Origin of the sequence: Methylocella silvestris BL2, assembly GCF_000021745.1 — a bacterium.
Classification (GTDB): domain Bacteria; phylum Pseudomonadota; class Alphaproteobacteria; order Rhizobiales; family Beijerinckiaceae; genus Methylocapsa; species Methylocapsa silvestris.
Window position 1 is genome coordinate 1474512 of the sequence record NC_011666.1, and the last position, 22882, is coordinate 1497393.

The window sequence follows — 22882 nt, forward strand, 5'->3', positions numbered from 1 at the left end:
GCTCGCCACTTCTTCCGGCCCTCTCGCGCTCGCGGCCAATGTCCCTGTCGCAGTCATCGTCAACGGCTTTTACCGCAGCCGCGACGACGCGGTTCGCTTCTGACGCAAAGGGGGCCCGCCGCGGATTCGATCTTGGCCCTTGCCGCCGCGCGCTCCTGACGGCTGGGGCGAAGCTTTGCGGCCCCGCCGAACCCGCGCCGCGCAACAAGAATTTGTCGCAAAACACGATTGGCATTCGCCTTGCTCCCGGTTTTTTGTATATTTGTCCGGTCAAAAGGAGCGCCCTAAATGGACAAGTTCGATCGCCCGCGCGAAATCATTGAATTCTGCCTGAAGCCTTTGAACCTCGACGCCTCAACCAACGAATATAAAGACGCCTATCGCCGGCTTGAGCATGTCATCAAGACTTATCAGCTCATGATCATCAAAGAGAAGATGCCGGTCGCGGTCGATTTCTCGAAGATGAAAACGATCACCATCAATGAATCGGCGCATGGCGACGACTGAGCTTTGCCGCTGGCTTTCACGGCGGTCGCTTGCGGGCGCCGTCGCGGCGCGGGCGCTCGGCGCATAATGCGATCAACCTAAGGCTGGCGCGACGCCGGCCTTTTTTGTTTGTTCGTCCCCGAAATCCATTGGTCGGCCTCGCCTCCCTTCTCCCTTCTCGGCCTTGGCTAAAATAGGCGCCTGTTCTCCCGCCGCCGCGTTAACCATTTTTGGTTAGATTTCCCCCACTCATTGAGACAGTCGGCGCATGCGCGTCCGGCTGAACAGGTCTTGCGGGGGGCGCATAATTCGCGCGCCGCCGCCCGAAGGAGGGGCGCAGCTTGGAGCATCGTGAAGACAATGTTTCGCCGCGCGGCGGCGCGCATGATCTGTCGTGCCGCTGCTGCGTCGTCGGCGGCGGCCCAGCGGGAATGATGCTCGGGCTGCTGCTCGCCCGCGCCGGAATCGACGTCATCGTCCTGGAGAAGCACGCCGATTTCCTGCGTGATTTCCGCGGCGACACGATCCATCCCTCGACGCTCGAGGCGCTGCATGACCTCGGTTTCCTAGATGAGTTCTTGCGCTTGCCGCATCAGGAGGCGCGCGAACTCGCCGCCGTGATCGGCGATACGCGCATTCCCCTCGCGGATTTCTCCCATCTGCCGACGCAGGCCAAATTCATCGCTTTCATGCCGCAGTGGGATTTTCTCAATTTTCTGGCGCGCAAAGCGGCGGACTATCCGACCTTCCGTCTGCTCATGTCGACGGAGGCTGTCGGCCTCGTCACCGAGGGCGGCCGGATCGCCGGCGTCCGAGCGAAGACGAAGGACGACGGCGCCTTTACGATCCGCGCCGATCTCACCTTTGGCGCAGACGGGCGCCATTCGCTGGTGCGCGCGGAGGCGGGTTTTGCGCCAATCGAAATCGGCGCCCCGATGGACGTGCTCTGGTTCAAATTGTCCCGCCGCGCCGATGATCCGAATGAAACCTTCGGCCGGCTCGAAAGCGGCCAGATGCTCGTTCTCATCAACCGCGGCGAGCATTGGCAATGCGGCTATGTCATCGCCAAGGGCTCGGCCGACGCGTTGAAGGCCGAGGGAATCGAGGCATTGCGCGCGCGGATCCGGGCGCTGGCGCCTTTCATGAGCGATCGCCTCGCGGAGCTTGCCAGCGTCGACGACGCAAAGCTCCTCAGCGTTGCGATCGACCGGCTGCCGCTATGGCACCGGCCAGGGCTGCTTTGCATCGGCGATTGCGCGCATGCGATGTCGCCGGTTGGCGGAGTTGGCATTAATCTGGCGATCCAGGACGCGATCGCGGCGGCCAATCTGCTGTCGGTCCCGCTCTTGAGCCAGCCGCGGCCGCCGGACGAGTGCCTCGCCCGCGTGCAGGCCCGGCGCGAATTTCCAGCCAAGGTCACGCAAGAGATGCAAGCTTTCATTCAAACTCGGGTGATCTCCCAGGTTCTTTCGGGCAAAAAGCTGACGCCGCCGCTGTTTTTGCGTCTGTTTACGATCTGGCCGCCGCTGCGGCGGCTGCCGGCGCGCCTGATTGGGCTTGGCGTCAGGCCGGAACGGGTCCGATCGCCGAGAGCGTGATGCGGGGAAGTTGCGGCCTTTTCGAGCCCGCATGCTGTAAGCTTTTAAAATCGATCGCGTTTGTGAGTTTGGATCGATTTCGATTCAAAAATCATCGTGATCCAAGGCATGAGCGCCCGAACATCGTGGGCAAAGTTCGGGCGAGCGCCATAATATCGCTGCATCATAACCGCAAAGTCCCTGCTTCAGCGGGATTTCGGCGAACCTACTCGCCGGCGTTCAGGTCATGAAACGGATGGCGGAGCGGATAAAATCAAGCGCTTCAGGGCGAAGCGGCTGCTCCTGCGCAAAGCTTATGGAAGCTGGTCGTGTAAGACGGTGTTTTGCGGCTCGGCGCTGTCTCGTTAATAATTAGGGCGTGAGGGCGCGCGAAAACTGGTTTTTCGCCCGCGTCCCGCTCTAGACTAGGAAATCGATCGCGTCGGATTTGGTTGATTCGCGCGGCCTAAAGAAGCGTCAAGGATCATGGACTTCTCATCGCGGGACTGTTCGCAATTTTCGGCGCATCGGCGCAGCCGCGGCGGTCTCGTCGGCCGGGCAGCCGCGCTGCTTCTTGCCGCGCTTGCCTGCCTCGCCATCCCGCTGCGCGCCGAGGCCGCGCCATCCCTCCTCATGGATCTCGCCAGCGGCGCGGTGCTTTATGAGGATCATGCGACGCAGCCCTGGTTTCCCGCCTCGCTGACGAAGCTGATGACCGTTTATGTCGCGCTTCAGGCCGTGCGCGATCATCGCATCTCGCTCGATACGCCCTTGGTGGTTTCGCGCCGCGCCGCGGCGATGCCGCCGTCGAAAATGGGCTTTCGTCCCGGCACGATGGTGACGCTCGACACGGCGCTGAAAATTCTCATGGTGAAATCGGCCAATGACGTGTCCGTCACCGTGGCGGAGGGCGTATCCGGGTCGGTCGAAGCTTTCGCCGCCGAAATGAACGCCACGGCGGCGGCGCTCGGCATGCAGCAATCGCATTTCGTCAATCCAAACGGCCTGCCCGATCCGCAGCATTATTCCTCGGCGCGCGATCTCGCGCTGCTGGCGCGGGCGCTCTATGTGACCTTCCCTGAACATGCCGATCTGTTCAGCATCGGCGCGCTGGAAATCGGCGGCAGGGTCATGGCCAACCACAATAATCTGCTTGGGCGCTACCCCGGCGTCGACGGCATGAAGACCGGCTTCACCTGCGCCGCCGGCTTCAATGTCGTCGCCAGCGCGACGCAGGGCGGCCGCAAGCTCGTCGCCGTCATTCTCGGCGCGCCCAATGTCGCGCTTCGGACGGTCAAAGCCGCCGCCCTTTTCGATCGCGGCTTTGCCGGGATCGACCGGCCCTCGATCCAGGTGGCTGCGCTGCCGCTGCAAGGCGGCGCTCCGCCCGACAATGGCGCCTCCGTCTGCCGCAGCCGCGGCGCGGCGATGGTCGCCTTCAATGCCGAAAACGAGCGCCTGCTGGCCCCGCTGGAAGCAGCGACCAATCAAGCCTTCTCCTCGACGCAGGGGTCCTCCTTCTATGATTCCAGCGCGCTGTCGCGCATTTCGCCGATGGCGACCCGGATCGCGCTTGTGCCGCCGCCGAATTTCGAGCCGGTGCCGATCCGGATCGCCGGCTATGCCGGCGCAGACGGCGCAACGGAGAGCCGCGGCGGCGACGCCGACGAAGAACCGGCCTCGGTCAGCGCCTTCGCGCCGAAAACCGGCGCAATCGCCGGCGCGGCGAAGCTTGCGCCCGACGCGAAGGCGCTGCCGATGAAAGGCGCGAAAGCCGCCGCCCGCGAGAAATCGGCCCAGCGCGCTGCGACCCGTCATCGCCATCATGGCGCAGCGGCGACCGCCAGCGCGAAGCCGCATGGCAAGGCCGCCGCGGCGAAGGAGGCCAAGATCCGGCGCCATGGCGCGGCCAAGGAAGAAGCGTCCGTCGAGACGCCAGAGGCCAAGCCAGCGCCGTCGCACAAAGGGAAGCACGGCGCGGCCGAGGCGAAACCCGCGCCGGGCAAAGCCGCCGCAACAAAGGGCGCGCAGGCCCCTGCCGGGAAGGGCGCACAAGCCCCCGCCGGCAAGAAAGCACAAGCCGCCGCGACCCAATGAGCGACACGGATTCGTCCCGAAACGAGAGGGAAGCCGACGCCGCGGCGGCTCGCGAGGCGGACCCCGCTGCGCGCCGGCCGCCGCTGCCGATCCCGCTGACGGTCATCACCGGCTTTCTCGGCGCCGGCAAGACGACGCTGCTCAATCGCCTCCTGCGCGACGAGGCGCTGTCCGACGCGCTAGTGATCATCAACGAATTCGGCGAAATCGGCCTCGATCATCTGCTTGTCGAAACGGCGGGCGACGATCTCATTGTCATGACCTCGGGCTGTCTTTGCTGCTCGATCCGCGGCGATCTCGTGACGACCCTCGAGGATACCTTGCGGCGGCGCGATAATGACCGCATCGCGCCCTTCAACCGCGTCGTGATCGAGACGACCGGCCTCGCCGATCCGGCGCCCGTGCTGCACACCATCATGTATCATCCCTATCTGATGCTGCGCTTTCGCCTCGACGGCGTGCTGACGCTGGTCGACGCCGTCAATGGCGCGGCGACGCTCGACGCCCATGAAGAGGCTGTCAAACAGGCCGCCATGGCCGACCGCATCATCCTTTCAAAAACCGACCTTCTGACCGGCGAAGCGGGAGAGCGCTCGGCTTTGGCCCTGCGCGAGCGCCTCGCCCGTCTGAACCCCGGCGCGCGCGTGCTCGATGCGGCCAAGGGCGAGGCCGGCGCCGGCGCCCTGCTCGACGCGGGGCTCTATAATCCTGAGCGGAAGACGCTCGACGTGCGCCGCTGGCTCAACGCCGAGGCTTTCGCGGCCGATCACGATCATGACGACCGTCATGGTCATCACGACGGACACCGCCATGAGCACGCCAAACCCGACGTCAACCGCCATGATGAGCGCATCCGCGCCTTTTGCATGCGATTCGAAGCGCCGATCGCGCCGGCGGCGTTCGATCTCTTTCTTGAATTGCTGCGCAACGCCCACGGCCCCAGCCTGCTGAGGGTCAAGGGAATCGTCGCGCTCAGCGACGATCCTATGCGCCCGGTGGTGATCCATGGCGTCCAGCATGTGTTCCATCCGCCGGTGCGGCTGGCGGCCTGGCCCGACGCCGATCATGCGACGCGGATCGTCTTCATCCTGCGCGATATGGAGCCCGCTTTCGTCGAGGGACTGTGGCGGGCTTTCGCCAATGTTCCGGGGCTTGACCGCCCCGACGCCGCGGCGCTGCAGGACAATCCGCTGGCGCCCGCCCGATCCGGCCTGCTTGGTTAAATTTTATTGAATCCCCGCGCATTCCCTTGAATCCAGGCCCGCCATGACCAATTGAGCGGCCTGCCCGCAGATTCAGGGAAGGCATGGCTGCGACGCAACGTCTCGACAAATGGCTGTGGTTCGCCCGCGTCACTAAGACGCGAACGCTGGCAGCGCGGCTGGTCCTCGATGGCCACGTCCGGCTGAATGCGCGCCGTATCGACGCGCCGGCCAAGCCGGTTGCAGCAGGCGACGTCCTGACCGTTGCGCTGGAGCGCCAGGTGCGGGTCTTGAGAGTGCTGCAGCCGGGCGCACGCCGCGGCCCGTTTCCGGAAGCGCGGCTGCTGTTCGAGGAATTGAGCGAGAGCGTGACTGCGCCAGGCGACGACCATGACGGCGGGCAGTCATCCAATCCTTGATTATCGGCCGCAAAGGCGCTAGTGGGGCGCTCCCGCCGGAGGGAAAGCCGTTTCCGCCTGGCCGTTGGCGTCTTCGCGACGCCTCGCGCGTTTGGGTTTCGGCGCGCGGCGGCTGATCAGCAAGTTGGAGCGGCTGCGCGCCGCATAAATCCCCGGACCCGCCGGGGCGGCGGACTCTGTCCGCAAGGGAGCGTTTGTGATGACCTATGTCGTCCTCGAGAACTGCATCAAGTGTAAATATATGGATTGCGTCGAAGTTTGTCCGGTCGACTGCTTCTATGAGGGCGAGAACATGCTCGTCATTCATCCGGACGAATGTATCGATTGCGGCGTTTGCGAGCCTGAGTGCCCGGCCGAGGCGATCAAGCCGGACACCGAGCCGGGAATTGAGCAATGGATCACGCTCAACGCTGATATGGCGCAGTCCTGGCCCAATATAACCATGAAGCGGGAAGCCGCGCCCGACGCGAAGCAGTTCGACGGCAGACCCGGCAAGTTCAAAGAGTTTTTCTCGCCCGAGCCCGGCAAGGGTGATTAGATCGTGATGACTTTGGATCTGGAATGTTGAGCGACCGGGTCCATATGTTTAGGCTAGATCGTCCGTTTCCGGCGCGCATCGAGGCTTTTTTGCGACGTGGTTCGCTGCCGCACGCTTGACATCGGGGATCGCGCAGCTTTGCGCATTTAGAGGATAAGAGCGGCGCGCGGACTCGAATCCTTTGATTCTTTTCAACCTCTGTGCTATACACTTATGTGACAGTTGCAGTTTCGGGATCTTAAAAATTCGCCATCGTCCGCGTCCTGGTTTGCCTAATACCTAATGACGATAGTTTTATGATGCTGCGCCCCCGCTTCTGTCGGGGGTTTTCCAGCGCATAACGGACGGTCTTCGTTCAGAACGCCCTGTAAGGGCTCTTGCGTGAGCGGCTTGCGCCGGTCGTCGCGATACGCGTCAGCGACGAATTCCCCGGTTCGTCGCTGATTGTTTGTTCCGTCTCCAACGCGGAACGAGAAAGGGAGCGCAGATGAGGTCCGTCAAGAAGACCCTACAGCCGTCAAAAATCAAATCAGCGGCGCCTGCCAATGCATCGAAACAATTAAAGGCGTCTTCGTCCACGATTAAGGCGAAGACCGGCCAGGATGCGGGGGAGCCCAAGATCAAGGCGCGGAGCGCCGCGGCGCCGTCAAAGCGCGCGGCGGCGGCGGATTCGTCTCGCGCAAAGAGCGCTCCAAAGAGCGCCGCCAAGATCATCGCCGACGCCGCGGCTGTAACCAAAGATAGCGCGGCGGGCAAAGAAAGAAGAACTGCGGACCAAAGAAAAGCGGAGCGGGAGACGGTCAAGAGAACCGCGCCCGAGGCGAAAGCCGACGCTTCAGTGAAACCCTCTTCTTCGGACAAGAGCTTGTCGACTAAAAACACTTCGATCAAAAACAGTTCAGCTAAAAACGCTTCGGCCAAGAAAACGTCAGCCGGAAAGAATTCGGCGAATCCGGCCCCCGAAGACGCCGATAAGAAATCGGAGCCTGCGCCGAGCGTCTCGGCGGTTTCCGTCGCCCGCTTTCAGGCCGCCAGAACGGCTGCGGCGGCCGCGCAGCAAAAAATTACGAGCCACGCAGCAGCGCCTCTTCGCGCCGCGGCGTTTTCATTGTCGCCCCCGGACCCAGACGAGCGAGATATAGTGACAAAGAAAGTGGAAAAGAAAACGACCGCCCTTGAAGTAGCGGTCAAGGTCGAGGCTCCTGCCGAGACCGTGGTGGTCGAGGCCGCTGTCGCCCCGGTTGCGGCCATTGACCCGAAGGCTGCGCTCGCCAAGCCGGCCAAGGCCTCCGGCTCGCGCCAGAGCGGATTCAAGCCGAACGAATACATCGTTTATCCGGCGCATGGGGTCGGTCAGATCGTCGCGATCGAAGAACAGGAAGTGGCTGGCTTCAAGCTCGAACTGTTCGTCATCAGCTTCGTCAAGGACAAGATGATTCTCAAGGTGCCGACGCCCAAGGTGACGAGCGTCGGGATGCGCAAACTCGCCGAGGCCGATGTCGTCCGCCGTTCCCTCGACACGCTGGCCGGCCGGGCGCGCATCAAGCGCACCATGTGGTCGCGCCGGGCGCAGGAATATGAGGCGAAGATCAATTCGGGCGATTTGATCGCGATCGCTGAAGTCGTTCGCGATCTTTACCGTTCGGATTCGCAGCCGGAGCAGTCCTATTCGGAGCGTCAGCTCTATGAGGCCGCGCTCGACCGCATGGCGCGGGAAGTCGTCATCGTGGAGAAGCTGACGGAGACCGAAGCGCTGAAGGCGATCGAGGCGCAGCTGCAGAAGGGTCCGCGCCGCGGCGGCAAGGCGGAAGAGATTGAAGTCGACGACACGGAAACGGAGATCGAGCAAGCCGCCTGACGGCTTACTTCCATCCGCGCGCTACGCCGCGCGTTCAAGACAAAAGGCCCGGCGCCGTGACGCCGGGCCTTTTGCGTTCGGGGCCTCGCCGCCGCGAACGCCCTTGAATCGGCGCCGCGTCGCGCCATATGCGAGAAGGCGGCAAACGCCGCGGGACGCCTCTCGAGGGTTCCTTTGTCGAAGGCTTCGAGAGCTTCGCTGATGTCGCGTGGGTCGAACTCACATTCCCCTTTTGTGCTGGGCTTTAGCGCAATAGAGCGCAGCTTTCCGCGCGGCGTCAAAGCGAGCTCCGACGGCTATCCGCCCTATAATATCGAGCGCGTGCTAGGCGACAGCGCCGGGCCTGCGAGGCTTCGCGTCATTATCGCCGTCGCGGGTTTCACCGCGGATCAGCTTGAAGTCGTCGAGCAGCAGGAACAACTCGTCATTCGCGGCCGTCAGACCGAGGAGCGAGAACGCTCCCATCTTCACAGGGGCATTGCGACGCGTCAGTTTCAGCGCGTTTTTCTACTCGGCGAAGCCATGCAAGTGGCGCATGCCAGTCTCGACCGGGGCCTGCTTTCGGTTGAGCTGACGCCGCGCGCGTCGAAGCAGGATTGAGCCGGCCGGCGCGGGAAAGGATAAAAAGGAGATAGACGATGGTTTCGCATGGCGAGAATGAAAATTTTGGACAGTTGACCGACGAACAATTGGCGGGCCTTGGCGGCGGCCAGGTCGCTTATGTGCGCACGATGCAATCGGAAGAGGTGAACAGGCTGTTTCCGCAAGCGCCTGTGATGCAGCCGGGAATGCGTCTGTTCGCTCTGCTTGCCGCCGACGGCTCGCCGATCGCAGTTACCCAGTCGCGCGACGCGGCCGTGGCCAATGCGATGGAGCGTGAGCTCGAAATGGTGAGCTTGCATTGATCCAAACGCGGCGGCTGCGGCGCGGGCGCGCCCGGCTTGCCTAGACCTCCAAGGACATATCGCCGCCGAAAGAACGGGAACTTTCCAGTATTTCGCGACGTTTGGCGCGCAATACAGTTCTTTCAAGGAGGCGATCATGGGACGCAGCGTTCTGCTTTGGCTTGTCGGCGTGCCGATACCGGTTATTCTGTTGCTCTATTTTCTTTGGCACTGACCTTTGTCTTGAGCGCATTGACGGTGCCCACCCGTACTCTTGCTTAAATGGCAAACTCCGGCGCATAGATCTTTTAGGCGGCGCCGGGGTTCGCCATGGTTTGAAATCGCGCCGCAGGTCGCTTAGTCTGGCGCGATGATTCAAGAGCCTGCCGCCACGACGCGACCCACGCCGGATGATTACGACCCGCTTGCCGAAGCCAAGCTGCTGCTGCGCGTCGGCCGCGCAGCTTCGCTCGCCACTTTGACGGCGGAGGGCGCCCCCTTCGCCACTCTGGTCAATATAGCGACCGCGCCCGACGGGGCGCCGATCCTCCTGATGTCGCGGCTTGCGGCGCACACCCGCCAGCTTGAGCGCGATCCGCGCCTCTCGTTGCTCATCGTTCAGACGGGCGAGGGCGATCCCCTTGCTCATCCTCGCCTGACGGTTTCGGGGCGCGCCGCGCGCGCGGAAGACGCCGACGCCCGCGACCGCCTGCGCGCGCGCTTTCTCGCGCGGCACCCAAAGTCGGCGCTTTACGCCGATTTCGGCGATTTTTCATTCTGGCGGGTCGAGGTCGCGCTGGCTCATCTCAACGGCGGCTTCGGCCGCACCGGCAATTTCAACGCCGCAACGATCCTGACCTCGGTCGGCGACGCCGACGCGCTGCTGGCGTCCGAACAGGGCGCGCTGGCTCATATGAACGCCGATCACGCCGACGCGCTCGCGCTTTACGCTGCCGCTTTCACCGGAAAAAGCGGCGCGGATTGGGTCGCGACCGGCCTCGACCCCGAGGGTCTCGACCTTATGCGCGGCGATGAGGCGGCGCGGATCGTGTTCCCACGGCGGGCGCAAACGCCAGGAGAGTTGCGCGCTGTTCTGGTAGAACTTGCCGAAGTGGCGCGCGAATTGCTGCAGCCATCTTGAAACCGGACGCGTTCGACGCCCGGCCTTATAACATCCTCACCTGATGCGTGATCTCAAGCAAAATAAGCTCGGCGGCGCCAAGTTGAAGCCGAGCATTGATGAAGCTTGAGCGCGCCTAGTCTAACGCAAGCGCTCGCCTGCTCTGCGAACTATGGCGCTTGGGCAGAATTAATCATCAAATCCGCATAGCCTAAACGTCGGATATTGGCCGGGAAATTAATCGGCTATTCTGCGCGTCTACCTTGCTCATGCGTGGGAGCTTGGCGCTTTGCCGCAAGCTGCCTGCGACACCGACCTATTGGCGGAGAGACGATGTCTAACGAGACCGGTTTGTTCAATCCTTCCTTCGGAGTCGACCAGTTCGGCCTCAAAGAGGCGAAGTCGATTTTTTATAATCTTGAAGCGCCGCAGCTTTATGAGGAAGCAATCCGCCGCGGTGAAGCAAAGCTCGCGAAAGACGGCCCGCTCGTCGCCGACACCGGCGTCCATACCGGCCGCTCCCCCAAGGATAAGTTCGTTGTCCGCGACGCGGTGACGGAAAGCTCTATCTGGTGGGACAACAGCAATTCGATCACGCCCGCGCAGTTTGACGTTCTTTACGCCGACATGCTCGCCCATACGGCCGGACGCGACGTTTTCGTGCAGGATCTTTTCGGCGGCGCCGAGCCGGCCAACCGCGTCAAGGCGCGCGTCATCACCGAATATGCCTGGCACTCGCTGTTCATCCGCAACCTGCTGATTCGCCCAGCAACGGACGAGGTTCAATCTTTCGTCAGCGATCTCACCATTCTCGACCTGCCTTCGTTCCAGGCGGATCCCGCGCGCCATGGCTGCCGCTCGCAAACGGTGGTCGCGATCGATTTTACGCGCAAGATCGTACTGATCGGCGGCACGAGCTACGCCGGCGAAATCAAGAAGTCGGTGTTCAGCTATTTGAATTTCGTGCTGCCTGCGGTGGGCGTCATGCCGATGCACTGCTCCGCCAATGTGAGCAAGGAGGGCGCCTCGACGGTGTTCTTTGGCCTCTCGGGCACCGGCAAGACCACCCTTTCGGCCGACGCCTCGCGCACGCTTGTCGGCGACGACGAACATGGCTGGAGCCAGGACGGGATCTTCAATTTCGAGGGCGGCTGCTACGCCAAGGCGATCAAGCTGTCGCGCGAGGCCGAGCCCGAAATCTTCGCGACCACCGAGCGCTTCGGCTCGATCATGGAAAATGTGGTGCTCGATCCGCGCACGCGAAAGCCCGATTTCGACGATGCGTCGAAGACCGAGAACACCCGCATCGCCTATCCGCTGTATTTCATCGCCAATGCATCGGAAACCGGGCGCGCCGGCCATCCGACCAATATCGTCATGCTGACCTGCGACGCTTTCGGCGTATTGCCGCCGATCGCCAAGCTCGAATCGGCGCAAGCGATGTATCATTTTCTGTCCGGCTACACCGCCAAGGTCGCCGGGACGGAAAAGGGCGTCAGCGAACCGCAGGCGACTTTCTCGACCTGTTTCGGCGCGCCTTTCATGTCGCGCCACCCGAGCGTCTACGGCAATCTTCTGCGCGATCTCGTCGCCAAACACGGCGTCAATTGCTGGCTCGTCAATACCGGCTGGACCGGAGGCAAATATGGCGTCGGCCGGCGAATGCCGATCAAGGTGACGCGCGCTTTGCTTGCCGCCGCCCTGGATGGATCCTTGGCGAAGGCGGCCTATCGCGTCGATCCCTATTTCGGCCTGTCGACGCCGCTCGCCGTTCCGGGAATCGAATCGGCGATCTTGAATCCGGTCGAGACCTGGGCCTCGAAGGAAGAATTCGCCGCGCAGGCAACGAAGCTGGTCGACATGTTCCGCGAAAATTTCGTGAAATTCGCCTCCCACGTCGATCCCGAAATCATGAAAGCGCAGCCCGCCGCCGCTGCGGCGTAAGCGAGCTCCAAAGCGCTTTTGCCTCAAAAATAAAGGCCGCCCAAAAGGCGGCCTTTTTCAAAGTTTCGCCGGCCGCCTCCAGCTAAAACCGCAGCGCCTTGGCCTCTTTGACGCCGGGAAGCCGCCGCACCGCATCCAGCACTTTTTCCGGCACGTTCTCGTCGACCTCAACGAGCGCGATCGACGATCCGCCCTCGCGATCGCGCCCGAGCGCGAAAGTCGCGATATTAATGCCCGCATTGCCGAGAATGCTGGCGAAGCGGCCGATGAATCCCGGCCTGTCCTCATTGGTGACATAGACCATCGACGGCCCGACCGCGGCGTCGACCTTGATCCCGTTGATCATGATGATGCGCGGCTTGCCGTCGTTGAACACCGTGCCGGCGATGCAGCGCTCCTGGCCCCCCGCCTCGACGCAGAGCGTGACGATTGATTCAAAATCGGCCTCCGCCGCGCGCGTCACCTCGTCGATGACGACGCCAAGCTCGCGCGCCACCGTCGGCGCGGACACCACATTGACGTCAGCCAAAAGCGGGCGCAGCAGCGCCGCAATCATCGAGGCCGACAGCGCCTTGATCTTGAGGTCGGCAACCTCGCCCTCATAGGTAATCGAAACCTTGACGATATTGCTCTCGATCAGCTGGCCGGCAAAGGAGCCGAGACGATCGGCGAGCGCGATGAAGGGTTTGAGCTTCGGGGCCTCCTCGGCCGTGATCGAGGGGAAATTGACCGCATTCGAAATGGCGTCGCGCGTCAGATAGTCCGACATCTGCTCGGCGATCTGCGCCGCGACATTCTCCTGCGCCTCCTTGGTCGATGCGCCAAGATGCGGCGTTACGATCATATTGGGGTGGCTGAACAGCGGATGGCCGGAGGGCTGCTCCTTTTCCAGGATGTCCATCGCGGCGGCGGCAATATGTCCCGACTCAAGCAGGGCGAGCAGCGCCTCCTCGTCGATCAAAGCGGCGCGGCAGCTGTTAATGATCATGACGCCGGGCTTCGTCCGCGCGAGATTTTCAGCCGAAAGGATGTTCTTCGTTTGCGGCGTCACCGGCGTATGCAGCGATATGAAATCGGCGCGCGCGAGCAATTCGTCGAGCTCCACCTTTTCGACGCCGAGATCGAAGGCGCGATCCGGCGACAAGAACGGATCGAAGGCGATGACGCGCATGCGCAGGCCAATGGCGCGGTCCGCGACGATCGAGCCAACATTGCCGCAACCGATCAGGCCGAGGCATTTGCCGGTGATCTCGACGCCGAGAAAGCGCGCCTTCTCCCATTTGCCCTGCCGGGTGGAGGCGTCCGCCGCGGGAATGCGCCGCGCCAGCGCGAACATCAACGCGATGGCGTGCTCGGCCGTCGTGATCGAATTGCCGAAGGGCGTGTTCATCACGATGACGCCCTTGGCGGTCGCCGCGGCAAGGTCGATATTGTCAACGCTGACGCCGGCGCGGCCGATGACCTTGAGCCGTTCCGCGCGTTCGAGAACCTTCGCGGTCACTTTTGTCACGGAGCGGATCGCCAGCCCGTCATAATCGCCGATAATTTCGGCAAGCCGCGAGCGGTCCTTGCCAAGCTCCGGCTGAAAATCGACCTCGACCCCGCGCGCTTTGAAAATGGCGAGCGCGGCCGGCGAGAGCGAATCGGAAATGAGGACGCGAGGCGCCAAGCGGGTGCGATCTCCAGCGATTCCATAGGGCGTCGTCGCGCCGAGACCGGCCCAAAGCAGATTGGACCGTCCCGGCATCTATGGGATGCGAAGGGCGCATGCGCAAGGGAGCGGCGGCGTGGGTAGGGCCACAGTTTGAAGTTCGGCTTTGGGCGGGTTTCTGCCTGTCCGCTTGAGGGCCGCTACGCGCCGAGCCACACATTCCGTTCGCGGCCGGGCGCGGACAGTCCCTTCGGATCACCAGAAAGTCAAAGCGGACATTCTCGCGGGACTTCGGCAACAGCTAAACTTGCGCCCCGATCGCGCCTCCCGCGGAAAAGGTTAAGCTGTGGGTTTGACAGCGGTCCTGCGTGTTTGCGCCACGGTCAGCCACACGGCCGAAACGAGGAAGTAGAAGGCGCCGAACGCGGCGTAAGGCGCGATATCCGTGATGCTGGGAGCAGCGTCGCCGGTCGCCAGTTTGACGAAGAAGGCGCCGGCAAGCGCCGACTGCGCCCCGCTCAGAATCATCGCCCACTGCGCGCCCGCCCTCCAGCGGCGCACGCCGGTCGCCAACTGGAGCAGACCGGAGAGAATGGCCCAGACGCCGAACACCGCCAGCACCGCGTACAGGCTTTGTCCAAGGGCGATGACGACCGCGATTGTAGTTACGATGCTAACCGCTGCGTTGAGCGCCTGGCTTGGATTGGCCTTCACGCCGCCGCTGCGCTGCGCGTCGCCGATATTGGCGATCGCGTCCCACGCGGGGTAGGCGACGAGAAGCGCCGCCGCGACCGGCGGCGAGCTCTTCCCGAGGGTAAAGGCCGCCGCCACCCAGCCCACCGAAAAGGCGGCGCGGACGAAATAGTAAGATCTCAGCCATTGCGATGCGGCGTCCGAATTGGTCGTCTGGATCGTTTGATTGCTCACTGGAAACATCCTGTTCTGTTGGTGGAAAGGGGAGCGCCCGGTCGTGGGAGGGACGACGGGTGCGCGGGTCTGTCGCCGCATCGGTCCGGATGATTGGCAAACGCGGACCGCGCCGGATTCCGAGGACGGCATTTTATTTCAGGCCTTTTTATCGTGTAGAAACGTGCTCTTATGCTGTCTAATCTGCAGGCAGAAGCCCGGATGCGCCATGATGGAAATGCTGGAAAATTTGATTGTTCGTCCGGAAGGAGAGTCGAGTGGCGCTATCTCCGGCGATCTGCTGTCCCATGTGCTGGCGCAGATCCGCCTTACCGGGGATCAGGTCTTTTCGCGGGCGCTTGCGGAGGCGGAGCAATTGGACATCGATGCTGGAGAGGCCCATGTCATCGTGGTCACCGCTGGCGCGTTACATATTGAAAGCGATAATCAGACGCGCGCCGTCATCGACACAGGCGACTTGGTGCTGCTGCCTCGTGGCCCTGGTGAATCGCGGCTGGTCGCGTCGCATCAACGCGTGACGCTTGTCGTCTGCCGCTTTTGGTTCGATCCAGATAGCCTTCGAAGCATGATCTTCGCTCTACCGCAGCGCATTCATATCCAGCGCGCCGATGCGGCAGGTTGGATTGATGGCATGCTGCGTTTCTTGATGATCGAGGCAGGCGACATCCAGCCCGGCGCGGCCTTGATGATTTCCCGGATCATCGACCTTCTCGTCATCCGCGTCCTGCGCAGTTGGGTCCATAAAGGACAGACGTCCGGGTGGCTCGGAGGACTGACCGATGCGCGCATCGCCCGATCCTTGAAAGCCATCCACGAGAAGCCGATGCAGCGTTGGAGCATCAACGCCCTGGCGGACCTTGTCGGCATGTCCCGTTCCAGCTTTTGCGAACGGTTCACGGCTCTCGTCGGACGCTCGCCGCTGCGCTACCAAAATGAATGGCGCTTGGCGTTGGCGCGGGACATGCTCGCAAAGCGGGACGCTCGCGTGGGCGAGATCGGCTTGCGCATCGGCTACGAGTCGGAGGCCGCCTTCAGCCGCGCCTACAAGAAGCTCTTCGGCCATTCGCCGCGTGTAGAATATGCCCTGATGAATGAACCCGAGTCCGGGAAACTGCCTGCATAGAATTGCGCCTCCCGCACAAAATTCGCTGAACGCGCGGCCGGTGCGAAAATCTTGATTTTCGCGCGACGAACGTCTGTTTTCGGGAGCGATAAAAGCGGTGTGGGGAGGCCGCTTTGGGCGCTTCGCCGCCTTCCGATCATTCGCGCTCCATGACCTCTATATTCGCCAGGACGCGGCGGAGCAGCGACACCAGCGTCTCCACTTCGTCCGGCGAGAGACCACGCGTCATCTCTTCATTGCTCCGCCGCAGGATGGCGCGTCCTGCGGGTAAAAGGCTTTTCGCCTTCTTGGTCAGGGAAACGAGGCTGCTGCGGCGGTCATCAGGATCGGGCTCCCTTTGGATCATGCCGTCCCGCTCCATGCGCGCGAGGAGCTGAGCCATCGTCGGCTGCTCGACTTTAGCCCAGCGGGCGAGCTCCGTCTGGGATCGGCTCTCACCGTCCTTCAACGCGGTCAAGACAGGGAGCTGAGCGGTAGCGAGCCCGAGCTTTCCGAGCCGAGCGTCTCCGATACGAGCCAGGCTGCGTGCGATCCGGCTGAAATAGTGGCCGGGATGAGCCGTCGGGTCCCAGTCGTCGCCAACCATTGCATAGGCTCCTATGTTAATATATAGGCTCCTATGTATATGGAGGATCGTGTCATGACAACCAAGCCAAAAATTGCCATCGTCGGAGGCGGCCCCGGCGGCTTGATGCTCGCTCGCCTGCTTCTCCTTCGTGGTTTGGAGCCGATCGTCTTCGAGCGCGACCGCCACGCCGATGATCGCCCACAGGGCGGCTCGCTCGATCTTCACGCCGAGACCGGCCAGCGCGCGATGCGTCTCGCCGGGCTCGAACAAGAGTTCCGTGCGGCGGCGCGGCCCGAGGATCAGGGCGATCGGCTCTACGATCAGAATGGCGTGCTGCTGTTCGATCGTGATGGCGCCGGAGACAATCGTCCGGAGATCGATCGAACCGCGCTGCGCCAAATCCTGCTGAATTCGCTCCCTTCTGCTACGGTGCGCTGGACGAGCAAAGTCGACGTTGTCACCCCTCATAAGGAGGGCGGGTGCGATGTCGTCGCCGGAGGAGCGTCGGAACGCTTCGACATCGTCGTCGGCGCGGACGGAGCCTGGTCGCGCGTCCGTCCTCTACTGTCCGACGCCAAGCCGCTCTACGAGGGCGTCACGCTGGTCGAGTTCGGCTTCGACGCCGAGCGTCACCCGAAGATCGATGCGCTGGTTGGCGGAGGCAAGATGTTCGCGGTCGGCGACAACCGCGTGCTGATCGCGCAACGCAACGGCCATCATCATATCCGCGGCTATGCGGGACTGCGGATTCCAGAACAGGCCGCGCGGGATTGGATGATGACCGGCCCCGATCGCATTCGGGCGCTGCTGCGCGATGCGTTCGCCGGCTGGGCGTCCGCGCTGACCGATATCGTCGAGAGCGGCGACTTCATCGGCGTCCGCCCGCTCCATGCGCTGCCCATCTCGCACCGCTGGCGAAGCCGGGCGGGAATCACCCTGCTCGGCGACGCCGCGCACCTGATGTCGCCCTTTAGCGGGGAGGGCGTGAACCTCGCCCTTGCCGACGCCGCCGATCTCGCCGAAGCGCTTGCCGCCCCAAAGGGATGGGAGCGGGTGGCCGCCTATGAATCCATAATGATGCAAAGGGCCCGACCGGCCGCCGAAGGAGCAGCCGAAGGCCTGAATTCCTCGATATCCTCGAACGGCGTCGCGGCTGTCCTCGATCATTATCGAGAGCGGCTTGCGGGATGAGGACGCTCCTTGAGAAGAGCTGTTCGAGCGACCGTTGCAAGCAGCCGTACCGGTCGGCTCTTGCACGGCTGATGTCCGCTGGCTGAGTCCCGCAGGCGTCCGGGACGGGCGCAAAGCAACGCCAAACGTCCACGTCAGCGACGGCGTAGCGGATTGCCCCATGAGGGCCGCCCAGTCGAAGCTGGACGCCCGCAAGTTTTGCTGGTGTGACGCGTTACGCGGCTTCGGCGAAGAGCATGGCTTTCGCGCGCTCGTAGGCATAATCGAGCCAGTGCGTCAGCGCTTCGAGATCCGCGGCGTCGACCGTCGCTCCACACCAGATGCGCAGGCCAGGGGGCGCGTCGCGATAGGAATTGACGTCGAACGCCAAGCCTTCCGCTTCGAGAAAATTGACGATTTCGGCTGCGAAGGCGGCCTCGGCCTGCTTGCCGCCAGATGTGACGGCAGGGTCAATGATTTTGAGACAGGCCGCGGTGGTCGAGCGAATCGCCGGATCCTTCGCGAGGAAGGCGACCCAGGGCGTCCGCTCGACCCAATCGGACATCACCCGATCATTGGCTTCGACGCGGGCCATCAGCGCGTCAAGCCCGCCGATCGATTTCGCCCAGCTCAGCGCGTCGAGATAATCCTCGACGCACATCATGGACGGCGTGTTGATCGTCTCGCCCTCGAAAATGGCTTCGATCAGACGGCCCTTTTCCGCCAGCCGGAACAGCTTTGGGATCGGCCAGGCCGGCGTATAGGTTTCAAGCCGCTCGACCGCGCGCGGGCTGAGGATCAGCATGCCCTGCCCCGCCTCGCCGCCAAGCACTTTTTGCCAGGAGTAGGTGACGACGTCGAGCTTGTCCCAATCGAGCTTTTGGCCGAAGGCGGCGGAGGTCGCGTCGCAGATCGTCAGACCTTTGCGGTCGGCCGGGATGAAGTCGCCGTTCTGGACGCAGACGCCGGACGTCGTGCCGTTCCAGGCGAAAATCACGTCATTGTCGAAGTTGAGGCTGGACAGATCGACGATCTCGCCATAGTCGGCGACCGTGGCGCGGACATTCGGCAGCCGCAACTGCTCGACGACGTCGATGACCCAATGCTCGCTAAAAGCTTCCCAGGCGATCACGTCGACGCCGCGCTGGCCGAGCATCGACCACAACGCCGCCTCGACGGCGCCCGTGTCGGAGCCGGGAATGATGCCGATGCGGTAATCCGCCGGCACTTCCAGAACTTCGCGCGTCAGGTCGATGGCGAGTTTGAGCTTGGCGCGGTTGACGGCGGAGCGGTGCGAACGGCCGAGGGCGGCGTTCTGCAGATTTTCAAAGCTCCAGCCTGGCCTTTTGGACGCCGGGCCGCACGAAAAATAGGGCCGCGCCGGTTTCACGGCGGGAATCGTCGCTTGCATTTCGCCATCCTTCCAGATGTGCGCCCTTCGTTGGGGAAGGGTGTCCCGCCTATTTGGATAAGGCGAAGTCCGTTTAAGGTCAAGATGACGTATCCCTCTGCGCGGCGTTGTGTCGCCCTTTTGGCCATCAACGGCAGGAATTGCGGTGGAATAGTCACAGGGCTGACGTCCGGCGCCCGAGCGGCAACCAAGCGCGGGGTTGCGCATTGGCCTGCGAGCCGTCGGCGCCGCGGGCCGCTCCCTTGCGCCTGATCCGTCCCGCCCTATAGTTGCGCGCCCCGCCAACGCCTGCGAGTTCGCAATGCCCTCCAAACAATCAGACATCAAAAAAGTCGTTCTCGCCTATTCGGGAGGTCTCGACACCTCGATCATCCTGAAATGGCTCGAGACGACCTATGGCTGCGAAGTCGTGACCTTCACCGCCGATCTCGGCCAGGGCGAAGAGATCGAGCCGGCGCGCCAGAAAGCCATTCTGCTCGGCGTCAAGCCGGAAAACATTTTTATCGAGGATCTGCGCGAAGAATTCGTGCGCGACTATGTGTTTCCGATGTTCCGCGCCAACGCGCAATATGAGGGGCTTTACCTGCTCGGCACCTCGATAGCGCGGCCGCTCATCGCCAAGAAGCAGATCGAGATCGCCAAGAAAACCGGCGCCGACGCGGTCGCCCATGGCGCGACCGGCAAGGGCAATGACCAGGTCCGGTTCGAACTCTCCTATTATGCGCTGGACCCCGACATCAAGGTGATCGCGCCCTGGCGCGAATGGGACCTGACCTCCCGCACCGCGCTGATCGCCTTCGCCGAACAGCACCAGATCCCGATCGCCAAGGACAAGCGCGGCGACGCGCCCTTCTCGGTCGACGCCAATCTGCTGCACGCCTCCTCCGAAGGCAAAGTGCTGGAAGACCCGGCCGAGGAAGTGCCGGACTATGTCTATTCGCGCACGGTCAATCCGGAAGACGCGCCCGACAAGCCGACCTATATCGAGATCGATTTCGAGCGCGGCGATCCCGTCGCCATCGACGGCGAGGCGCTGTCGCCTGCAAACTTGCTGACCCGGCTGAACGAACTTGCGCGCGTCAACGGCGTCGGGCGGCTCGATCTTGTCGAGAACCGCTTCGTCGGCATGAAGTCGCGCGGCATGTATGAGACGCCCGGCGGCACGATCCTCTATGTCGCTCATCGCGGCATCGAATCGATCACGCTCGATCGCGGCGCAGCGCATCTTAAGGACGAGCTCGCGCCGAAATATTCCGAGCTCATCTACAATGGCTTCTGGTTCTCGCCCGAGCGCGAAATGCTGCAGGCGCTGATCGACAAGAGCCAGGAATTCGTAGCGGGCCGCGTGCGAGTCAAACTCTACAAGGGCTCGGCGGTGGTCGTCGGCCGCTCCAGCCCCTACTCGCTCTATGATCAGGATCTCGTGACCTTCGAGGAGGGCGCCGTCGCCTATGATCACCGCGACGCCGCCGGATTTATCAAGCTGAACGCGTTGCGGCTGCGTACGCTGGGAAAACGGGCGCGAAAAATCGCCGCCGCACAAAAGGCTTAGGCGCGCCAGCCGATCATCCGGCGTTCATGATCACGGGCCCATAACAACAACGACAACATCAGGGAGTGGCATCATGCGTCGATTGATCGATATGGCGGCGGGCCTGGCGCTTACAGCCTGCGTCACAGCAGGGGGCGCTCAAGCGGCGCCCGCGTTCGGCCCCGGCCTTGGCGCGCTGGCCCAAGGCGAGGCCGCTCTGCCTCTTGAAGAGGCGCAATACGCCTGGGGCGGCCGGAACTATTGCTGGTATCCAAATGGCTGGCAGGGCCCCGGCTGGTATTGGTGCGGCTACGCATTGAGGCAAGGCTACGGCTGGGGCGGCGGCTATGGCTGGCGCGGCTGGGGCGTGCCCGGCGGCTATCGTCCGGGTTGGAACGGCGGCGGCTATCGCCCCGGCTGGAACGGCGGGGGTCGTCCGGGCTGGAACGGCGGCGGCGGAAATTGGCACGGCGGCGGAGGCGGTTGGCATGGCGGCGGCGGCCACGGCGGGGGCTGGCACGGCGGCGGCGGTGGTCATGGCGGCGGTGGTCATGGCGGAGGGGGCCACGGCGGAGGCGGCCACGGCGGCGGCGGCCGCAGATAGACGAACGGCAGACCGGCAGCCCGCCCTCAATCGGCGAGCGCGTCGGTCGCCCCATCGATCAGATTTGCGCGCAGCAGCGCCTCGGTTGTCGCGCGCCGGACAAGCGGACGCAGGCGCTGCTCGGTCGTCAAAATCTGCGCCTGCAACTCCTCCTGCGCCGCCAGCGCCTCGCCCAGGCCGACCGCTTTGAAGCGGCAGCGCTCGCCCGGCCGCAATTGCGCGAGGCGGCCGATATCGGCTCCGATGACATGGCCTAGCTTGGGATAGCCGCCGGTCGGCTGGCGGTCCGCCATCAGGATCAGCGGCGCGCGATCGCCGGCGATCTGAATGGCGCCAAGGGCGACGCCATCGGAGACGATATTATAGCCGCGCGCATGGTCGATCGGCGGACCGCTGAACGCATAGGCCATCCGGTCGGCGCGCGGGGTCAGGGTGAAGACTTCGCCAAAGAAGGCGGCGAGCGCCTCGGGCGCGAAATAATCGTCCTGCGGGCCAGGCAGCACGCGGATTGGCGCTACCGACGAGGCAAGCCAGGGCGCGTCAAGCGCGGCCTCCGTCAATAAGGCGCCGGAGCCGCAAGGCAGCGCATCGCCCGCGCGCAGCATGCGCCCCTCAAGCCCGCCGATCTGCGAGCGCAAATGAGTCGCGCGGGAGCCAAGCCGGAGCGGCGTCTCAAAGCCGCCGGCGACGGCGAGATAGGCCCAGGCCCCGAACGCCCCCGCCCGCGCGGACAGGGTCTCCCCCGGCGCCAGACGTATGCGCGCCGCGACCGGCAGCGCGTCGCCATTGCGCCGCCAATCGAAAGCCCCGCCCGCGAAAGCGACGCAGAGGGGTTCATCGTCCGCACCGACGCTGAGACCGCCCACCGAAATTTCGATTGCAGCCGCGTGCGGCTCGTTCTCCAGCGCCGCGGCGACCGTGGCGAAGGCGGCCGGGTCCATCGGCCCCGCCGGCGTCACGCCATAGCGCATATAGCCGGTTCGGCCCGCGTCCTGAATCGTCGCGCCGGGGCCAGCGCCAAGGATGCGCAGGGTTCTAGCCACCGTCTGCCTGCAAGGCCGAGGCGTTTGCCGCGCCCGATTGGCTGAGTTCGACGAAGCGCGCGGCGTCGATCGGATCGAACATGATCTCGTCGCCAATCTCGGCGAGAACCATCGGCTCGCGGTCGAAATCGAAGATTTTGACCGGCGTCCGGCCGATCTGATGCCAGCCCGTCGGCATGGCGATGCTAGCGATCAAGGCCTGCCCCGCGGCGATCAGCAAGGATCCCGGCGGAACAGGCGGACGCGGCGCCGGCCGGCGCGAGATGTTGAGCGCAGGCGGCAGGCCGCCGAGGAAGATATAGCCCGGGGCAAAGCCATACATATAGACGCGATAGACCGCCGCGCTTTGCAGCGCGACGACTTCTCCGGTCGAGAGCCCGAGGCTTTTGGCGACGTCCCCAAGATCTTCGGCGAAGGGCGCATCATAGCACACCGGCACGCGCCAGCGGCGCGGCGCACGGACGCCCGCCGGCTGCACGATCAGGATGCTGACGGCGCAGCGTAGCGCGCCGAGCGCGATTCGAGCTGGATCATAATGGATCATCAACGAGCGATAGGTCGGAACCGTCTCCACGACCCCGTCAAGGCCGGCGCGGCCCAGCGCGGCGTCGAGCGCGACGACGCGGGCGTTGACGGCAGGGTCGATCGTCTCGCCAAATTCGACGACCAGCGCGCGCTCGCCGGCGAGCAGGAAGCGTGGGTAGGCCACGGCGTCCGTCATATGACAAT

At 63.6% G+C, this 22882-nt stretch carries 22 protein-coding genes; 15 read left to right on the forward strand and 7 right to left on the reverse strand.

Features of this window, described 5'->3' with window-relative positions; genetic code table 11:
- The first annotated feature begins 288 nt into the window (after window positions 1-288).
- The 6 genes from MSIL_RS06985 to fdxA all read left to right on the forward strand — a co-directional run bounded on the left by MSIL_RS06985 (window position 289) and on the right by fdxA (window position 6319).
- Window positions 289-507 carry a hypothetical protein gene (locus MSIL_RS06985; RefSeq protein ID WP_012590400.1) on the forward strand — a complete coding sequence of 73 codons (219 nt, stop codon included), beginning with the start codon at window positions 289-291 and terminating at the stop codon, window positions 505-507.
- Window positions 508-827: 320 nt separating this feature from the next.
- Window positions 828-2084: an FAD-dependent oxidoreductase gene (locus tag MSIL_RS06990; protein WP_012590401.1), complete on the forward strand. Its 1257-nt coding sequence runs from the start codon at window positions 828-830 to the stop codon at window positions 2082-2084.
- A 465-nt stretch (window positions 2085-2549) separates the two neighbouring features.
- Window positions 2550-4160 (forward strand): D-alanyl-D-alanine carboxypeptidase family protein, encoded by a 1611-nt coding sequence (locus MSIL_RS06995; protein ID WP_012590402.1) that lies wholly within the window; start codon window positions 2550-2552, stop codon window positions 4158-4160.
- Window positions 4157-5383 (forward strand): CobW family GTP-binding protein, encoded by a 1227-nt coding sequence (locus tag MSIL_RS07000; RefSeq protein WP_012590403.1) that lies wholly within the window; start codon window positions 4157-4159, stop codon window positions 5381-5383. The genes MSIL_RS06995 and MSIL_RS07000 overlap by 4 nt, the downstream gene beginning before the upstream one ends.
- 83 nt (window positions 5384-5466) lie before the next feature.
- Window positions 5467-5781 (forward strand): RNA-binding S4 domain-containing protein, encoded by a 315-nt coding sequence (locus MSIL_RS07005; protein WP_012590404.1) that lies wholly within the window; start codon window positions 5467-5469, stop codon window positions 5779-5781.
- 199 nt (window positions 5782-5980) lie between these two features.
- Window positions 5981-6319, forward strand: a complete 339-nt coding sequence (gene fdxA, locus MSIL_RS07010) for a ferredoxin FdxA (RefSeq protein ID WP_012590405.1) — start codon at window positions 5981-5983, stop codon at window positions 6317-6319.
- A 414-nt stretch (window positions 6320-6733) separates the two neighbouring features.
- On the opposite strand, the gene MSIL_RS21895 is transcribed toward fdxA, so the two are convergent.
- A complete protein-coding gene (locus tag MSIL_RS21895; protein WP_244406230.1) occupies window positions 6734-7240 on the reverse strand; it encodes a hypothetical protein in 507 nt (168 codons plus the stop codon).
- 220 nt (window positions 7241-7460) lie between these two features.
- On the opposite strand from MSIL_RS21895, the gene MSIL_RS21900 reads away from it, so the two are divergent.
- The 5 genes from MSIL_RS21900 to MSIL_RS07035 all read left to right on the forward strand — a co-directional run bounded on the left by MSIL_RS21900 (window position 7461) and on the right by MSIL_RS07035 (window position 12125).
- Window positions 7461-8177, forward strand: a complete 717-nt coding sequence (locus MSIL_RS21900; RefSeq protein WP_244406231.1) for a CarD family transcriptional regulator — start codon at window positions 7461-7463, stop codon at window positions 8175-8177.
- Between the two features lie 201 nt (window positions 8178-8378).
- Window positions 8379-8777, forward strand: a complete 399-nt coding sequence (locus MSIL_RS07020; RefSeq protein ID WP_012590407.1) for an Hsp20 family protein — start codon at window positions 8379-8381, stop codon at window positions 8775-8777.
- A 38-nt stretch (window positions 8778-8815) separates the two neighbouring features.
- On the forward strand, window positions 8816-9082 hold the full coding sequence (locus tag MSIL_RS07025) for a BQ00720 family protein (RefSeq protein ID WP_012590408.1): 267 nt from the start codon (window positions 8816-8818) through the stop codon (window positions 9080-9082).
- A 349-nt stretch (window positions 9083-9431) separates the two neighbouring features.
- Window positions 9432-10202 carry a HugZ family pyridoxamine 5'-phosphate oxidase gene (locus tag MSIL_RS07030; protein WP_012590409.1) on the forward strand — a complete coding sequence of 257 codons (771 nt, stop codon included), beginning with the start codon at window positions 9432-9434 and terminating at the stop codon, window positions 10200-10202.
- Between the two features lie 312 nt (window positions 10203-10514).
- A complete protein-coding gene (locus MSIL_RS07035) occupies window positions 10515-12125 on the forward strand; it encodes a phosphoenolpyruvate carboxykinase (protein ID WP_012590410.1) in 1611 nt (536 codons plus the stop codon).
- 82 nt (window positions 12126-12207) lie between these two features.
- Here MSIL_RS07035 and serA read toward each other — a convergent pair whose 3' ends face one another.
- Window positions 12208-13794: a phosphoglycerate dehydrogenase gene (gene serA / locus MSIL_RS07040; protein WP_012590411.1), complete on the reverse strand. Its 1587-nt coding sequence runs from the start codon at window positions 13792-13794 to the stop codon at window positions 12208-12210.
- Window positions 13795-14115: 321 nt separating this feature from the next.
- Window positions 14116-14703: a DUF308 domain-containing protein gene (locus tag MSIL_RS07045; RefSeq protein WP_012590412.1), complete on the reverse strand. Its 588-nt coding sequence runs from the start codon at window positions 14701-14703 to the stop codon at window positions 14116-14118.
- A 208-nt stretch (window positions 14704-14911) separates the two neighbouring features.
- Here MSIL_RS07045 and MSIL_RS07050 point away from each other — a divergent pair, with 208 nt between their 5' ends.
- Window positions 14912-15826 carry an AraC family transcriptional regulator gene (locus MSIL_RS07050; RefSeq protein WP_012590413.1) on the forward strand — a complete coding sequence of 305 codons (915 nt, stop codon included), beginning with the start codon at window positions 14912-14914 and terminating at the stop codon, window positions 15824-15826.
- Window positions 15827-15962: 136 nt separating this feature from the next.
- On the opposite strand, the gene MSIL_RS07055 is transcribed toward MSIL_RS07050, so the two are convergent.
- Entirely contained in the window at window positions 15963-16412 is a 450-nt protein-coding gene (locus tag MSIL_RS07055; protein WP_012590414.1) for a MarR family winged helix-turn-helix transcriptional regulator, read from the reverse strand.
- A gap of 54 nt (window positions 16413-16466) precedes the next feature.
- On the opposite strand from MSIL_RS07055, the gene MSIL_RS07060 reads away from it, so the two are divergent.
- Window positions 16467-17585 carry an FAD-dependent oxidoreductase gene (locus MSIL_RS07060; RefSeq protein WP_012590415.1) on the forward strand — a complete coding sequence of 373 codons (1119 nt, stop codon included), beginning with the start codon at window positions 16467-16469 and terminating at the stop codon, window positions 17583-17585.
- 214 nt (window positions 17586-17799) lie between these two features.
- Here the strand turns inward: MSIL_RS07060 and MSIL_RS07065 are convergent, their stop codons facing one another.
- Window positions 17800-18975 carry a phosphoserine transaminase gene (locus MSIL_RS07065; RefSeq protein ID WP_012590416.1) on the reverse strand — a complete coding sequence of 392 codons (1176 nt, stop codon included), beginning with the start codon at window positions 18973-18975 and terminating at the stop codon, window positions 17800-17802.
- A gap of 301 nt (window positions 18976-19276) precedes the next feature.
- Between MSIL_RS07065 and MSIL_RS07070 the strand changes: the two genes are divergently transcribed.
- Both MSIL_RS07070 and MSIL_RS07075 read left to right on the forward strand, forming a co-directional pair.
- Window positions 19277-20527 carry an argininosuccinate synthase gene (locus MSIL_RS07070; protein WP_012590417.1) on the forward strand — a complete coding sequence of 417 codons (1251 nt, stop codon included), beginning with the start codon at window positions 19277-19279 and terminating at the stop codon, window positions 20525-20527.
- Between the two features lie 73 nt (window positions 20528-20600).
- Window positions 20601-21110 (forward strand): hypothetical protein, encoded by a 510-nt coding sequence (locus MSIL_RS07075; RefSeq protein WP_012590418.1) that lies wholly within the window; start codon window positions 20601-20603, stop codon window positions 21108-21110.
- A gap of 26 nt (window positions 21111-21136) precedes the next feature.
- Here the strand turns inward: MSIL_RS07075 and MSIL_RS07080 are convergent, their stop codons facing one another.
- Window positions 21137-22153 carry a 5-oxoprolinase subunit C family protein gene (locus MSIL_RS07080; RefSeq protein WP_012590419.1) on the reverse strand — a complete coding sequence of 339 codons (1017 nt, stop codon included), beginning with the start codon at window positions 22151-22153 and terminating at the stop codon, window positions 21137-21139.
- The gene (locus MSIL_RS07085; RefSeq protein WP_012590420.1) at window positions 22146-22874 is read right to left on the reverse strand and encodes a 5-oxoprolinase subunit B family protein; all 729 of its coding nucleotides are present in this window, start codon (window positions 22872-22874) and stop codon (window positions 22146-22148) included. The genes MSIL_RS07080 and MSIL_RS07085 overlap by 8 nt, the downstream gene beginning before the upstream one ends.
- Window positions 22875-22882: the final 8 nt, after the last annotated feature.